Annotated in this window: 11 protein-coding genes; 9 read left to right on the top strand and 2 right to left on the bottom strand. The window is 47.6% G+C overall.

All coding sequences use genetic code 11. The features are described 5' to 3' along the window. Positions 1–221 precede the first annotated feature (221 nt). The 3 genes from LZG72_RS22430 to LZG72_RS22420 are packed head-to-tail and all read left to right on the top strand — an operon-like array spanning position 222 to position 5,965. Entirely contained in the window at positions 222–1,304 is a 1,083-nt protein-coding gene (locus LZG72_RS22430) for an efflux RND transporter periplasmic adaptor subunit (protein ID WP_233877350.1), read from the top strand. A 25-nt stretch (positions 1,305–1,329) separates the two neighbouring features. Then, complete coding sequence (locus tag LZG72_RS22425; RefSeq protein ID WP_233877348.1) at positions 1,330–4,536, top strand: efflux RND transporter permease subunit; 3,207 nt, start codon at positions 1,330–1,332, stop codon at positions 4,534–4,536. Continuing rightward, positions 4,526–5,965 (top strand): TolC family protein, encoded by a 1,440-nt coding sequence (locus LZG72_RS22420; RefSeq protein ID WP_233877508.1) that lies wholly within the window; start codon positions 4,526–4,528, stop codon positions 5,963–5,965. The genes LZG72_RS22425 and LZG72_RS22420 overlap by 11 nt, the downstream gene beginning before the upstream one ends. Positions 5,966–6,030: 65 nt before the next feature. Here LZG72_RS22420 and LZG72_RS22415 read toward each other — a convergent pair whose 3' ends face one another. Together LZG72_RS22415 and LZG72_RS22410 are read right to left on the bottom strand one after the other, a co-directional pair. Continuing rightward, entirely contained in the window at positions 6,031–6,222 is a 192-nt protein-coding gene (locus LZG72_RS22415) for a type II toxin-antitoxin system HicA family toxin (protein ID WP_233877346.1), read from the bottom strand. After that, on the bottom strand, positions 6,222–6,425 hold the full coding sequence (locus tag LZG72_RS22410) for a type II toxin-antitoxin system HicB family antitoxin (protein WP_233877344.1): 204 nt from the start codon (positions 6,423–6,425) through the stop codon (positions 6,222–6,224). Before LZG72_RS22410 ends, LZG72_RS22415 begins: the two co-directional genes overlap by 1 nt. Positions 6,426–6,608: 183 nt before the next feature. On the opposite strand from LZG72_RS22410, the gene LZG72_RS22405 reads away from it, so the two are divergent. The 6 genes from LZG72_RS22405 to ccoG all read left to right on the top strand — a co-directional run bounded on the left by LZG72_RS22405 (position 6,609) and on the right by ccoG (position 15,168). Then, positions 6,609–7,625: a hypothetical protein gene (locus LZG72_RS22405; protein ID WP_233877342.1), complete on the top strand. Its 1,017-nt coding sequence runs from the start codon at positions 6,609–6,611 to the stop codon at positions 7,623–7,625. A 183-nt stretch (positions 7,626–7,808) separates the two neighbouring features. After that, positions 7,809–10,271: a heavy metal translocating P-type ATPase metal-binding domain-containing protein gene (locus LZG72_RS22400; protein WP_233877340.1), complete on the top strand. Its 2,463-nt coding sequence runs from the start codon at positions 7,809–7,811 to the stop codon at positions 10,269–10,271. 79 nt (positions 10,272–10,350) lie between these two features. After that, positions 10,351–10,548: a cbb3-type cytochrome oxidase assembly protein CcoS gene (gene ccoS, locus LZG72_RS22395; RefSeq protein ID WP_310590569.1), complete on the top strand. Its 198-nt coding sequence runs from the start codon at positions 10,351–10,353 to the stop codon at positions 10,546–10,548. A 14-nt stretch (positions 10,549–10,562) separates the two neighbouring features. Further along, positions 10,563–12,707: a cytochrome-c oxidase, cbb3-type subunit I gene (gene ccoN / locus LZG72_RS22390; protein WP_233877337.1), complete on the top strand. Its 2,145-nt coding sequence runs from the start codon at positions 10,563–10,565 to the stop codon at positions 12,705–12,707. Positions 12,708–12,739: 32 nt separating this feature from the next. Next, entirely contained in the window at positions 12,740–13,768 is a 1,029-nt protein-coding gene (locus LZG72_RS22385) for a cbb3-type cytochrome c oxidase N-terminal domain-containing protein (RefSeq protein WP_233877335.1), read from the top strand. After that, the gene (gene ccoG, locus LZG72_RS22380; RefSeq protein ID WP_233877333.1) at positions 13,765–15,168 is read left to right on the top strand and encodes a cytochrome c oxidase accessory protein CcoG; all 1,404 of its coding nucleotides are present in this window, start codon (positions 13,765–13,767) and stop codon (positions 15,166–15,168) included. The genes LZG72_RS22385 and ccoG overlap by 4 nt, the downstream gene beginning before the upstream one ends. The last annotated feature ends 208 nt before the right edge of the window (positions 15,169–15,376 follow it).

The following is a 15,376-nucleotide window of genomic DNA, read 5'->3' as shown; positions in this document are numbered from 1 at the left end:
CTTTTTAACATGCTTTTAACATCCTATTAAGGATAAAGTGCGGTTTTTGTACCCGTGTAGGAAGAGGTGACTTCCAGGAAAAATCTAATTTGATACATTTCAGTTTAAGACCCGGCCCCATACAACTTCCCACCGCTGCTCTGCATTCCGGGAAAAAGGAATTCGAAATACGCACGAACATGAATTTAAGAAAATCATATTGTACTAACTAGCAAATAATAATGAAGCGAATTCTCATGGCCATGAGCTTGTGTGCACTACTCTTCCACACAAGCTGTGAATCCAAAAAAGAAGAAAAAGAAGAAGAAGTCAAATTCCTGGTTACCAGCCCTCTGCAAAAAGACACGTTGATCACCAAAGACTATGTAAGCCAGATCCGCGCGATCAGTCACATTGAGCTGCGTGCACTGGAAAGAGGTTACCTCCAGAACATTTATGTCGACGAAGGCCAGTTTGTTAAAAAGGGGCAGCTCATGTTCAAGATCATGCCGATGCTTTACCAGGCAGAGCAGCAAAAAGCGCAGGCCGAGGCCAATTTCGCTGAAATCGAATATAAAAACACCAAGTCGCTTGCGGATAGCAATGTAGTTTCAAAAAATGAGCTGGCACTTGCAAAGGCAAAGCTGGACAAGGCGAAAGCGGAACTGGGACTGGCTACGACACACCTTGGGTTCACCGAGATCAGGGCTCCGTTTGACGGGATCATGGACCATTTCCAGGTGCGGTTAGGGAGCCTTTTAGACGAAGGTGATTTGCTTACTACCCTTTCCGACAACAGCGAGATGTGGGTGTATTTCAATGTACCGGAAGCGGAGTATCTCGATTACAAAGCGAACGACGCAACAGCCGGTATGCTGAATGTGGACCTGCGGATGGCCAACCAGAAGCTGTTCCCACATCCCGGCGTCGTGAAGACGATCGAGGCGGATTTCAATAACGAAACCGGTAACATCGCATTCAGGGCAACGTTCCCCAATCCGAAAAGACTTCTCAGACACGGCGAAACAGGTAACATACTGGTCACCGTACCGCTAAAAAATGCCCTGCTTATCCCCCAGAAAGCCACATTTGAGGTGCTGGAAAAGAAATATGTGTATGTGCTGGACAAAGACAATGTGATCAAGTCGAGGGAAATAACGATCGAAGCTGAGCTTCCACACATTTTTGCCGTCAAATCAGGTTTGCAGCTGAATGACAAGATCCTTCTGGAAGGCTTACGTCAGGTCCACGAGAACGAAAAGATCCATTCCACATTCGTGCAGCCTGATTCTGTTATCTCTCATTTAAGCCTGTATGCCGAATAGCCGGGCATTTTAAAAAGCACAAAACATGTTCAATCAATTCATACGAAGACCTGTATTTGCAATCGTGATCTCGATCATGATCGTATTTATAGGCATCCTGGCGATTGAGAAGTTACCTATTTCTCAATTCCCGGACATCGCCCCGACCACTGTAAACATATTTATCGCCTACCCGGGCGCCAGTGCCGACGTGCTTGTAAAGTCCACGCTGATCACACTGGAACAAGCCATTAACGGGGTTCAGGATATGCGGTACATCGCCACCGACGCCACCAGCGCGGGGGAAGCTACTCTCAGGATCATCTTCGAGCCCGGGACCGACCCCAACGTCGCTGTAATACGGGTTAAGACAAGAGTGGATCAGGTCATGCCGCTTTTGCCCGAACTTGTTCAGCGCGAAGGGGTTATTATTTCGCCGGTTCAGCCCAGTATGTTGATGTACGTTAACCTCTATTCAAAGAGCGAGCGGATCGACGAGAAATTCCTTTTTAACTACGCTACCGTTAAAATGATCCCCGAAATCCAGCGGACGAAAGGGATTGCGAGGGCACAAATATTAGGTAGCAGAAGATATGCGATGCGTCTTTGGCTAAATCCTGAGCGTATGCGTGCCTACAATATTTCCACAGAAGAAGTAATGAAGGCGGTTGGCGAACAAAGTATCGTGGGCCGGCCCGGACGTATCGGGCAAAGCTCCGGTATTGCGGCACAGTCGCTGGAATATGTGCTTACTTATAAAGGACGCTATGACAAACCCGAAGAATATGAAAATATCATCGTCCGCGCCAATGCGCAGGGTGAAAGCGTTCATTTAAGAGATATCGCCAAAGTAGAGCTCGGAAGCGAATTCTTCGATATTTATTCCAATCTCGACGGTCACCCTTCCGCCGCCATCGTATTGCGCCAAAACTACGGCAGTAATGCGAGTGACGTCATCGAAGAAGTGAAAAAGAAGCTGGATGTCATGAAAGAATCCTTTCCTCCGGGCGTGGATTACAAAATCAGCTATGACGTTTCCCAGTTTTTGGATGCGTCTATCGAGCAGGTTATTGACACCTTACGTGACGCATTTATCCTGGTTGCCCTGGTGGTTTTCATATTCCTTGGCGACTGGCGTTCCACGTTGATCCCGATCCTGGCGGTGCCTGTTTCGTTGATCGGGGCATTCTTCGTCATTCAGGCTTTTGGGCTTTCCATTAACCTGATCACGCTTTTTGCACTTGTACTTGCGATTGGTATTGTGGTCGATGATGCCATTGTCGTCGTCGAGGCGGTCCATGCCAAGTTTGAGGAAGAACCTGGTATATCGCCTTATAATGCCGTCAAAAAAGTGCTTTCTGAAATCAGCGGGGCCATTATCGCGATCACAGCTGTTATGGTGTCGGTATTCCTTCCGATCTCATTTATGTCCGGTCCGGTCGGTACATTCTACCGGCAGTTCTCGATTACGATGGCGAGCTCTATCGTCATCTCAGCCCTCATCGCGTTGACACTTACTCCGGTATTGTGCGCCATGTTGCTACAAAATCACCATGGACATCAGCGGAAGAAAAACATTCTTACCAAAGCGCTGGACAGTTTCAACCGGGGTTTCGATAAAGTTACCGGTAGATATGTAGGCTTGTTAAAACGCATTGTTAGCCGGAGAGTAGTTACATGGGGCGTGTTACTGGCATTCTGCGCGGGAATCGTATATGTGAACAAGGTACTGCCCGCAGGATTTATTCCAAACGAAGATCAGAGCACGATTTATGCGATTATCCAGACACCTCCTGGGTCTACTTTGGAAAAAACCAATGAGGTATCCAGACGTCTTCAGAAAATCTGCGAAGAAGTGGAAGGCATTGAGTCCGTTTCGTCCCTGGCAGGTTATGAGATCATGACCGAAGGACGCGGATCTAACGCAGGTACCTGTCTGATCAATTTAAAACCATGGCATGACCGCGATCACAACGTGAAAGAAATCATGGAAGAACTGGAAGCTGAAACAAGAGGTCTCGGCGCCGTGGTTGAATTCTTCGAGCCACCTGCCATTCCCGGTTTCGGTACTTCCGGTGGTTTCTCCATGCGTTTACTGGATAAAACAACCGATACGGATTACGCGGAATTTGACAAGATCAACAAGAAATTTATGGAGGATCTGGGCAAACGTCCCGAGCTTACCGGCTTGTTTACCTTCTTCGCTGCAAACTATCCGCAATACGAATTGCAGATAGACAATCAGCTGGCGATGCAAAAAGGCGTATCGATCGGGAAAGCAATGGACAACCTGAACATTATGATCGGCAGTACGTACGAACAGGGTTTTACACGGTTCAACCAGTTCTTTAAAGTATATGTGCAGTCCGATCCAAGTTTCAGAAGACTTCCCACCGATCTTTTAAAGCTTTTTGTTAAAAATGATGCAGGTGAAATGGTGCCTTACTCATCCTTTATGACACTTAAAAAAGGTCAGGGCCCGAACGAGATCACCCGTTTCAATTTGTACAATTCGGCAGCGATCCAGGGACTTCCTGCCAAAGGCTATACTACTGCAGATGCGATCCAGGCGATTCGGGAAGTTTCCGCGAAAACGTTGCCGCAAGGTTACGATATCGCTTTTGAAGGTCTTTCTTATGATGAATCGATCCGTGGAAATGAGTCGCTGGTTGTATTCGCAATCGTTCTGGCGTTCGTGTACTTTGTACTGGCCGCTCAATATGAAAGTTTCATTATTCCGTTCGCGGTGGTGCTTTCACTGCCGGTCGGGGTGTTTGGTTCTTTCCTTTTACTGAAATTGATGGGGTTGGAAAACAACATCTACGCCCAGATCGGTTTGATCATGCTCGTTGGTTTGTTGGGTAAAAATGCCGTACTGATCGTCGAGTTTGCAGTGCAGAAGCGGCACCAGGGAGAAACGATCATCAATGCGGCCATTGAAGGGGCGAGAGTACGTTTCCGTCCGATCTTGATGACTTCTTTCGCTTTCGTCGCAGGTCTTATTCCGCTGATCATCGCAACCGGAGCAGGTGCAATTGGTAACCGTACCATCGGTGCATCTGCCATGGGCGGGATGTTATTCGGGACCATTTTCGGTGTCATCATCATCCCCGGATTGTACGTCATATTCGGCACATTGGCTGACGGTCGAAAAATGATTAAAGATGAAGAGGACGGCTCGTTAACGGAGCAGTTTGTTCACGCAGTCGACGCTTTCCCTCAAACACAAGAAACTCAAAATGATGCACAATAAAAGAATATTGAACTGGGTCGGGGTGGCATTTGTCGCCCTGGCTTACAGTGGCTGTAATGCACCGTCGCTGGTTCAGAGATCACCCAATAAAAACTTGTCTGCAACCTACACCGCCGCGCAGACCGCCGACTCGACCAACACCGGGAAACTAAGCTGGAAAGAATATTTCACTGATCCTCAGCTGAATGCGCTCATCGATACCGCATTTAAAAATAACCAGGAGCTGAATATCACCTTGCAGGAAATTGAAATATCACGCAATGAGATCAAAGCCAGAAAAGGGGAATACCTGCCGTTTGTAGGATTGAGAGGCGGCGCGGGAATCGAAAAAGCCGGACGTTACACACAAATCGGTTCGAGTGAAGCCACGACGGAGATCAAGCCGGGAAGAGAAACCCCCGAGCCGCTGCCGGATTTTGTGGTAGCTGCCTACGCACGCTGGGAAGTGGATATCTGGCATAAGCTGCGAAATGCGAAAAAAGCGGCTGTAAACCGGTATTTATCTTCGATCGAGGGTAAAAATTTCATGATGACCAACCTGGTTTCCGAGATCGCAAATTCCTATTACGAGCTGCTGGCACTTGATACCCAGCTCAATATCGTTAGTCAAAATATTGAGATCCAGACGAATGCATTGAGGATTGTAAAAATGCAGAAGGAAGCTACCCGGGTGACCGAGCTGGCTGTTAAGCGGTTTGAAGCACAGGTGCTGAATACTCAAAACCGTCAGTTTGCGATCCGTCAGCGGATTGTGGAAACGGAAAACCGGATTAACTTCTTGCTTGGGCGTTACCCTCAGCCGGTTGCAAGAAACAGTCAGAACTTCGAAAATTTGTTGCCTAGTGTGATCCAGGCTGGTATTCCATCTCAATTGTTGCAGAATCGTCCGGATGTTCGTCAGGCTGAACAAGATCTGGAAGCTGCCAAATTGGACGTGCAGGTAGCAAGAGCCAATTTCTATCCGTCACTGGGATTGAACGCGTCGGTCGGCTTGAATGCATTCAATCCAATATACCTGGGTAATGTGCCAAAATCGCTGATGTCGACGCTTATTGCTGACCTGGCGGGGCCATTGATCAACAAAAATGCGATCCAGGCAACCTATTACAGCGCGAATGCGAGGCAGGTACAGGCCATTTACAGCTATGAACGCACAGTATTGAATGCCTATATCGAGGTGGTGAACCAGCTTTCAAACATCAACAACCTTCAACAAAGCTACACTACCAAAGCCAGTGAGGTAGCGGCACTGAACGAATCCACAAACATCGCCAACCGCCTTTTTACCTCCGCACGGGCCGATTACATGGAAGTGCTGCTAACCCAGCGCGAGACATTGGAATCTAAATTCGACCTGATCGAAACCAAAATGCAGCAGATGAATGCGACGGTGAATATATACCGCGCACTGGGTGGTGGCTGGAATTGATGGGATGTTATTGTTATATATGGAAATGCCGTCTCGGATTGAGGCGGCATTTTTTATTGCCCTATTTACAATTTTTCAATTTCCAGCTGCTTGCAAATCACATCGCATAAAAACGGATCTAATTGCGGGTGCCGCGGAACGGTGGTTTTTTTACCCGTCAGCTCATTCTTGAAAATGTCATGCTTGGAACCATTTCTATGTAGATAGCACGAATTCTGTTCCAGGTGTTTGATCAACTTGCTCCTTTTTACAGACATCAGGCAAACACAAGTTCTTCTACACCAACAACGTTACCAAAGTCTTCCTCTGCCCGCATATCTTCTAAGTACAGTTGAAGTGCATCCTGAATATTTTTCAACACTTCCTGACGGGATGTCCCCTGGGTCACGACCGCAGGTATCTCTTTGATGGTGCCTATCAGATAGTCAGCTCCCTGAATAATCAAAATTGTTAGTTTCATACTTAATAGGAATAAAGAAACATTTAATCTTATAACGTAAAAGTAGGGTAAAAGGTAACATTACCAAAGATACTTTCCACCTCCACACTTCCCATTTCTCCCCACCACCCTTCCAACCAATGCCTTATCAAATTTGTCAACGATTTTACATTAAGTCACCTGAATATACTTAACCTCTCTACCATGAAGAAATGGCTTTTGATTGCGGCTGCGATTGCGTTTAATGGTTGCTCATCGGAGACACCGACCGATGATGACCAGTTTAAAAATGGAGAATTTTTGTCCGAGGTTGTTCCGCTCACCGATTTCAACTCGGAGTATGACGACTACAATATGAACCTGCCTTCAAACAGGTTCGCGCAGAGCCATTTGATTTTTTCTTCGAAAAGGGAAAGAAAAGACGTCCTGAACCTGGTTTATTTCCCCGTGGTGTTCACTTACAAAAAACATCTTGAACTTGAAAAGTCCGTCGGCTCCAATGCGGTGAACCATGATTATGCGAATACATTTTTTGCTTCCAGCGCGCTAGCCGAAAAAGCGAATGGTAATTTCAATGTATTCGGGCCAAAAGTGTTGTCTTTTCAATACGATGTGATTTCGGATAACAACACGAAGGATCTGGTGCTTTTTTATGCCGATGATTCAGAAGGAAATATGGAGATCAAGTATTTGATCCACAACAACATGGGGATCACAGGCCCGATTAAGTTCGACATCCTCAACTCCCCGAAAGACGACGGCTATCCCAGCTTTTCGAGATTTGGGGATAAAATTTATTTCAGCTCCAACCGGGACGGAAATTTCGACATTTATGAACTATCTATTCCCCACACCAAAGGCGAACCGGTTTCCGTACAAAGTCTCGTGAACCCCGAGAAGTTCCAGCTGAGAAAAGTGGAAGAACTTTCCAGCACGAGTGACGACAAAACACCTTATTTTCAAGACAATATGATGGTTTTCGTTTCCGACCGGCCAGGCGGAAAAGGAGGCACGGACATTTACTATTCCAGGCTTGAAGACGGAAAATGGTCTGCGCCAGTCAATGCAGGCGACCGCATTAATACGACGAGTAACGAGTACCGGCCGATCATTCCCGCTTTAAACAACTTCTCATATCGCCTGGTGCTTTTCTCTTCCGACCGGCCCGGCGGAAAAGGAGGTTACGACTTGTATATGACCGGATTGACGGAACAATGGTGATTTTCTGAAATCCCGGTTTCAATGCACGATTGCAAAATGACTTTTATCAGCTGAACCAAACCTGATCAAAGTCATTTTCTTTATTAACCCAGGTCAGCTTTCCGCGGAGCTTTCTTCTTCAATTTTGAAAACTCAGTTCAAATCCTTGTCGAACTGCATTTCATTAAACAAAGAAAACGCACCATGGAGCAAGATGTGACTGTCATCGAATCTGAAAACAAATCTCAGAGTGCCGCCACGCATCTTTGCTACCACTGCGGCGAGGAATGCAAAAGCGAGATCATTTTGAGCGACCAGCACGAATTTTGCTGCGACGGCTGCGTTCATGTGTATGACCTGCTCAAAGAATCCGACCTCTGTGACTATTATGCGATCGACGGCGCGGCGGGAATATCACCCGACAAATCGTGGTTCAAAGGTAAATTCGACTACCTCGACCTGCCGGAAGTACATTCCCGGATGATCGAGTTCACCGACGGAAATTTATCGCGGATCAACTGGTACATCCCGAAAATGCATTGCAGTTCCTGCATTTGGCTGCTCGAACAACTGTATAAATTCAATCCGGCGATCAGGAGCTCGGTGGTTAACTTTCCAGAGAAAACAGTCCGGATCACATTTGATGCCCAGAAAGTCAAACTGAGCGAACTGGCGACGTTGGTTTCCAGCATTGGGTACGAGCCTTATATCAGTCTCGACGATGTGGAGGGCAAAAAAATAAAGAAATGGGACCGGACGCGACTTTACAAAATCGGTATTGCCGGATTTTGTTTCGGGAACATCATGATGCTGAGCTTCCCGGAATATTTCCACCTCGGTATGGATGCATCCGACGAAAAGCTGCGCATTACGTTCGGGTTATTAAACCTTGCATTGAGCCTGCCGGTGCTCATTTATTGTGCCAATGATTTTTTCAAATCGGCCTGGTCGGCGTTGAAAGGAAAATACCTGAACATCGATGCGCCGATCGTGATCGCATTGCTTTCCATTTTTGGATTAAGCCTCTATCAGATCATTTCCGGGACCGGCCCGGGTTACTTCGACTCCCTCACCGGCGCGGTCTTTTTCATGTTGCTTGGACGGTTTTTTCAGGATAAAACCTATGCAGGAATTTCCTTCGACCGTGATTACAAATCCTATTTCCCCGTCGCTGTTTCTGTTTTAAAAGGTAAAGAAGAAGCCAGAACACCCATTACAGACCTGGTTTCCGGCGATGTGATCCTGGTACGTAATGCGGAGCTGATCCCCGCAGATGCCGTTTTGTTAAGTCCGGAAGCTTTGATCGATTACAGTTTTGTGTCGGGCGAGGCGGAGCCGTTGAAGCGAAAAAGGGGCGATACCATTTATGCGGGAGGAAAGCAGGCGGGCACGTCCATTGAGCTGGAAATACTCCGGGACGTTTCTCAAAGTTACCTAACCCAGCTTTGGAATAACGATACGTTCTCCAAACAAAAGGACGATCAAAGCAAAACCCTCGCCTACCGCATTAACCGCTATTTTTCAGTGATCGTTTTGATGATCGCCAGTCTGACGTTTCTGACCTGGTTTTTTATTTACAAAAACCCTGAAACCGCATTCCGCGCATTTACTACCTGCTTACTCGTAGCCTGCCCCTGCGGACTGTTTCTTTCATCGACATTCACGAACGGGAACATTCTGAGTTTGTTCGGCAAAAACCGTTGTTACCCGAAAAATGCCGATGCCATTGAACGGCTTTCACACATCGACACCATTGTTTTTGACAAAACCGGCACCATTACCCATTCTGATGAAGCGGAAGTCGCATTTGTCGGAAATGCATTATCCGGCGAGGAAACACAGATCATCAAAACAGTCGCCGCCCAATCTTCGCATCCTTTGAGCCGGATGATCGTGAAAAAGCTGGGATCTGTGAGAACGTCGGAAAGTCAATTGAAACATTATGTCGAAACCACGGGCTCGGGCGTGCAGGCATTCTGGCGCGGGCAGCAGGTCAAACTCGGTTCAGCTGCGTGGGTAGGTGCAGCGTTAGATAATGCGGTGGAAGAGCTTTCTTCAAGGGTTTATGTTTCAATTGACGAGGTTGTTCGTGGGTATTTTTCAGTCAAAACAAGGTACCGGAAAAATCTTCCCGAGACGATTTTAAAACTGAATAAAAGTGGTTTCCACACGTACCTGCTATCCGGCGACAAGCCTACGGACGAGGCATTTCTTCATGCTGTTTTTGGAAATGAGGCAAATCTTTATTTTAAACAAAAACCGGAAGACAAACTTCAATTCATCGCAAACCTCCAAAACAAACTCGACAAACATGTGCTGATGGTCGGTGACGGCCTGAATGATGCCGGCGCATTGCGGCAAAGTAATGTGGGTGTCGCCGTTTCCGACGACATCAACAATTTCACGCCATCCTGCGACCTCATCATCGAAGGAGATCAGTTGTCCCGGCTACCTGCATTCATCAGGCTGGCCAAACAGGGTCAGAAGATCATTAAAGCCAGTTTTGCTATTTCATTGATTTACAATTTACTCGGGCTTTTCTTCGCAATCGGCGGAAAATTGTCCCCGGTGTTCGCAGCGGTACTGATGCCGGTCAGCCTCATTAGCATTGTCGGTTTTACAACCCTGGCAAGCAACCGGGCCGCGAAAAAGCTCTTACAAAACTGATCAAAGTCAGTTTTCGCAGTAACCGGAGTCATCTTTCCCAAAACACTGATCCGGTAGTTTTGACAAAACAAAAGCAACAATGACCCTTTTCACCATGAGCGCAATCTATGTCATGATCATTGCCAGCCTTCTGATCGCCGGATCTTTCCTCGCCGCATTCCTCTGGTCGGTCCGAAAGGGCCATTATGACGACGACTATACACCATCCATCCGCATTTTGCTGGACGAGCCAACTGCCGGCAAACCGACAAAAAACGATACAAAAGCCATTCACTAAATTTTACCTGAATTATGTCAAACGTTCCCCATCCCGGCCTTGCAACGGTTGAACTGGATGAGTTCCAATACGATAACCGAATTGTCCGGGACTTCGCGATCGCGACCATCCTGTTTGGTCTGATCGGAATGCTGGTCGGCTTACTGGCCGCTTTCCAACTCGTATTTCCGGACCTGAATATGAATGTGCCTTTTCTGACTTTCAGCCGGATCAGGCCGCTGCATACCAATGCCGTCATTTTTGCATTCGTCGGAAATGGCTTTTTTACCGGTCTTTATTATTCTGTTCCGCGTGTTTTGCGAACACCGATGTGGAGCCCCATGCTGGGCCGTGTGCATTTCTGGGCGTGGCAGTTTATCATTCTGGCAGCCGCCATTACCCTTCCGATGGGGATCACCACTTCCAAAGAATATGCCGAACTCGAATGGCCGCTCGACATTGCGATCGCCGTTGTGTGGGTTGCCGCTCTCGTGAACGTAATCATGACTACGATCAACCGCCGAACCGAGCATATCTATGCCGCGGTGTGGTTTTACATTGCATCGTTCGTGACCGTTGCGATGCTGCACGTAGTCAATAGCATTGCGCTGCCTATTTCACTTTTCAAAAGTTATTCGGTGTATGCAGGCGTTCAGGATGCGCTGGTGCAATGGTGGTACGGACATAATGCCGTGGCTTTCTTTCTCACCACGCCGTATCTGGGCTTAATGTATTATTTTTTACCAAAAGCTGCCAACCGGCCGATTTATTCCTACCGTTTATCCATCGTCCATTTCTGGGCGCTGATCTTTCTTTATATCTGGGCGGGGCCTCACCATTTGCTTTATACGTCACTGCCGGAATGGGCGCAGACGCTCGGTACGGTATTCTCCGTGATGCTGCTCGCACCTTCGTGGGGCGGGATGATCAATGGATTAATGACATTGCGCGGCGCCTGGGATAAGGTCCGGGAAGATGTGGTGTTGAAATTCATGGTCGTTGCGATCACAGCTTACGGTATGGCCACGTTCGAAGGCCCGATGCTTTCATTTAAAAACGTAAACGCCATCGCGCATTACACCGACTGGATCGTAGCGCACGTTCATGTGGGCGCACTCGGCTGGAATGGCTTCCTGACATTCGGTATCCTGTACTGGTTATTTCCCCGCCTATATGGACGACCGTTATATTCTCAAAAAGCTGCCAACTTCCATTTCTGGATCGGCACGTTAGGAATTTTGTTTTACACCATTCCCATGTACTGGGCAGGCTGGGTTCAAAGCTCGATGTGGAAGGAATTCACGCAGGAAGGCCTATTAAAATACCCTAACTTCCTGGAAACCGTTACCCAACTGAAACCCTTGTATTTCCTGAGAACGGTCGGAGGATCGCTGTATATCGTCGGCTTTATTGTGATGATCTACAACCTCTGGATGACCGCGATAAAAGGAAAATTGATCGCCAGCGAAACCGCACGCGCCATGCCATTGAATGCAATCTGGCACGCCGAAAAAAGCGAATACTGGCACCGCAGGGTTTTCGAACGCAAACCATTGGCACTGACCATTTTTGCATTGATCGCCGTAGCCATCGGCGGGATGATCGAGATGATACCGACTTTTATGATCAAGTCAAATGTACCTACCATCGCGGCAGTACAACCCTATACTCCGCTGGAATTGCAGGGACGCGACATTTACATCCGGGAAGGCTGCTATGTATGTCATACTCAGATGATCCGTCCATTCCGGTCTGAAATTGAACGCTACGGGGATTACTCCAAATCAGGCGAATTCGTCTATGATTACCCGCACCAGTGGGGTTCAAAACGTACCGGCCCGGACCTGCACCGCATCGGCGGCAAGTACCCTGACTCCTGGCATTACAACCACATGGATGATCCGGAAAGTATGTCGCCCGGCTCCATTATGCCTAAATATGGCTGGCTCCTCGACGACGATCTCGATACCACCACTACCGCCGCGAAGATCCGCGCCATGCAAACGCTGGGTGTACCCTACGAAAAAGGTTACGACCGGATCGCCAACACGGAGCTGCTCAAACAGGCCAGAGAAATACAATCGCGGTTGAAGCAAAGCGGCATTAAAGCAAACGAAAACAAAGAAATCATCGCTCTTATCGCGTATTTACAGCGAATGGGAACGGATGTTAAAAAGTGAAACTTGATCCTCAATCATTCAACCTTGTATAAATGAAATTCCGAACATACCTGGAAACCATTGCGGGAGTGGGTATTTATCCCCTGGTTTCGCTGATCATATTTTTTGCCTTTTTTGTTTGTCTGCTTCTTTTTGTTTTTCGAATTGATAAAAAAGACCTGCAAAATATGGAGAGCATCCCTCTGAAAGATGGTGTCGTTCAGAAAAGCCTGTTATCCCTACTATTCCTGATCCTGCTGTCATCATCCGCATTTGCCGCGGATGATGCCGAACCGATTCGCGCCATTACCGGGACTGAACTCATTCTTTACATGTTTCTTGGCGTACTCTTTTTCATCGCCGTACTTGTCGTAATTCTTCTTGCAAATGCAGTCAGTCTTCTGAAACAGGTATCCCAAAATAATGCGGCCTCCGTCACGACGGAACCGAAAGTGAGCTGGTGGAAGAAATTTGCGGGAATGAGCGTGATGCCTGGCGACGACAAACAATTGCTGATCGAGGGGCACGACTATGACGGCATCCAGGAGCTCGACAACCGAATGCCACCCTGGCTGCAATCTCTTTTCCTGGCCACGATCGTCATCGGTTTGGCATATGCAGCTTTTTATTTTAGCGGAATGGGCGATTTGCAGCTGGCGGAACTGGATAAAGAGGTAGCACAGGCCGAAATTGATAAGAAAGCATATATGGCCAAAGTCGGTGCGAGCATGGATGAAAACACGGTTACACTCGTCACAGACGCCGGTACGGTTGACCAGGGAAAGACGATTTTTGTCGAAAAATGTGCGGCGTGCCATGCACCGGACGGAGGTGGAAGCGTCGGCCCAAACCTGACGGACGGTTACTGGCTGCACGGTGCGGGGATCAATAACATTTTTAAAGTGATCAAATACGGCGTGCCTGAAAAAGGCATGATTTCCTGGGAAAAACAGCTCTCGCCGACAGATATCCAGAAAGTGGCGAGCTATGTGATTTCATTAAAAGGCTCTAAACCAGCCACGCCGAAAGAACCGCAGGGAGATTTGGTGCAAGAAAACGGTTTGGCGCAAACTGATAAATGAAAACCGCTATCACCATACCAGACGATTCCTTTCGCGACCATTTCAATGAGGTGAGCGAGAGAGGCAAGCGTAATTGGTTTTATCCTCAAAAACCGAAAGGAAACTGGCATACCCGCAGGGTTTTGTTTACAATCTTAATCCTCACGCTGCTTTTTGCGGTCCCATTTGTGCGTTTCCACGATCAGCCTATCCTGCTTTTCAATGTACTGGAAAGGAAATTCATCATTTTCGGGATGTTTATCGGGCCGCAGGATTACTGGCTTTTCGGACTTACGATGCTCTCGTTTATGGTATTCATTGTACTGTTCACGACGATATTCGGGCGGTTATGGTGTGGCTGGGCTTGTCCGCAAACCGTTTTTATGGAAATGGTCTTTCGTAAGATCGAATACGCGATTGAAGGGGATGCTACTAAACAAAAACTACTGAACAAAGCCCCCTGGACGAATGAAAAGATCATGAAAAAAGGGACAAAATACGCCTTGTTCCTGCTGATTTCTTTTGTAATCGCCAATCTGCTTTTGTCATACGTGCTCGGTGTGGATGAATTGTCGAAAATCATTCACGAACCGATCGCCGACCATCTTCCGCTTTTTCTGGGAATTCTGGCATTTACAGCAGTCTTTTATTTCAATTTCGCCTGGCTCCGGGATCAGGCATGCACGGTAGTTTGTCCCTACGGAAGGTTGCAAAGCGTGTTTATCGACCGTCATACCATTACTGTCGCTTACGATCACGAACGCGGTGAGCCCCGTGGGAAAATCCATAAAAACCAGGAACGGCCAGAAGGTGACTGCGTCAATTGCTACCAATGCGTGGCCGTATGTCCGACAGGGATTGATATCCGGAATGGCCTGCAAATGGAATGCGTGAATTGCACGGCCTGCATCGACGCCTGTGATTCGATCATGGATAAGGTAGGTTTCGCGCCAGGGCTGATCCGCTATACCTCCGAAAATGCCATTGTAACAAAAACCAACAAGCTGATCACGCCGCGGGTGATCGGTTATGTGGCAGTACTGCTGCTTCTATGGTCGGCGCTCGGATTTGTGATCGCTTCCCGCACGGACACGGAAACAAGTTTACTTCGCGCACCGGGCAGCCAATACATTGAAAATAAGGATGGTACAATCAGCAACCTGTACACATTCAAAATATTTAATAAAACAAATAAGGCGTTAATGCCGACGATCAAACTGGAAAATGTGGAAGGTAAAATGATTTTTGCGGGTAAGCCAGACCTCCAACTGACCGCAACAGGGATGGTAGAAGGGACACTGTTCATCACCATTCCGAAATCGGAATTAAGGGAGAGGAAAACAAAACTTACGCTGGCGACATACCGGGGAAGCGAGAAATTGGAAAGTTTTAAAACGACGTTTCTGGCTCCGGAGGAGTGATCTAGATGGGGAGATTTACACCTACGCTCGTGGCTTTGGGCTCCAATCCCCCGGCCCCTGAAGGGGAGACGTTTTACATTAACTCAATCTAAAAAAAGTCCCCTTCAGGGGATTTGGGGGAGAAAACGAAACCGCCAATCCCCCGGCCCCTGAAGGGGAGACGTTTTACATTAACTCAATCTAAAAAAGTCCCCTTCAGGGGATTTAG

The organism is Dyadobacter sp. CY323 (assembly GCF_021390245.1).
GTDB lineage: Bacteria > Bacteroidota > Bacteroidia > Cytophagales > Spirosomataceae > Dyadobacter.
The sequence above is the reverse complement of the archived record's forward strand: the minus strand, read 5'-3'. Positions and strand labels throughout refer to the sequence as shown.

Bases quoted from the DNA above. Each gene is read 5' to 3' on its own strand.
- LZG72_RS22430 (WP_233877350.1), top strand. From the start codon at position 222: ATGAAGCGAATTCTCATGGCCATGAGCTTGTGTGCACTACTCTTCCAC.
- LZG72_RS22425 (WP_233877348.1), top strand. From the start codon at position 1,330: ATGTTCAATCAATTCATACGAAGACCTGTATTTGCAATCGTGATCTCG.
- LZG72_RS22420 (WP_233877508.1), top strand. From the start codon at position 4,526: ATGCACAATAAAAGAATATTGAACTGGGTCGGGGTGGCATTTGTCGCC.
- LZG72_RS22415 (WP_233877346.1), bottom strand. From the start codon at position 6,222: ATGTCTGTAAAAAGGAGCAAGTTGATCAAACACCTGGAACAGAATTCG.
- LZG72_RS22410 (WP_233877344.1), bottom strand. From the start codon at position 6,425: ATGAAACTAACAATTTTGATTATTCAGGGAGCTGACTATCTGATAGGC.
- LZG72_RS22405 (WP_233877342.1), top strand. From the start codon at position 6,609: ATGAAGAAATGGCTTTTGATTGCGGCTGCGATTGCGTTTAATGGTTGC.
- LZG72_RS22400 (WP_233877340.1), top strand. From the start codon at position 7,809: ATGGAGCAAGATGTGACTGTCATCGAATCTGAAAACAAATCTCAGAGT.
- ccoS (WP_310590569.1), top strand. From the start codon at position 10,351: ATGACCCTTTTCACCATGAGCGCAATCTATGTCATGATCATTGCCAGC.
- ccoN (WP_233877337.1), top strand. From the start codon at position 10,563: ATGTCAAACGTTCCCCATCCCGGCCTTGCAACGGTTGAACTGGATGAG.
- LZG72_RS22385 (WP_233877335.1), top strand. From the start codon at position 12,740: ATGAAATTCCGAACATACCTGGAAACCATTGCGGGAGTGGGTATTTAT.
- ccoG (WP_233877333.1), top strand. From the start codon at position 13,765: ATGAAAACCGCTATCACCATACCAGACGATTCCTTTCGCGACCATTTC.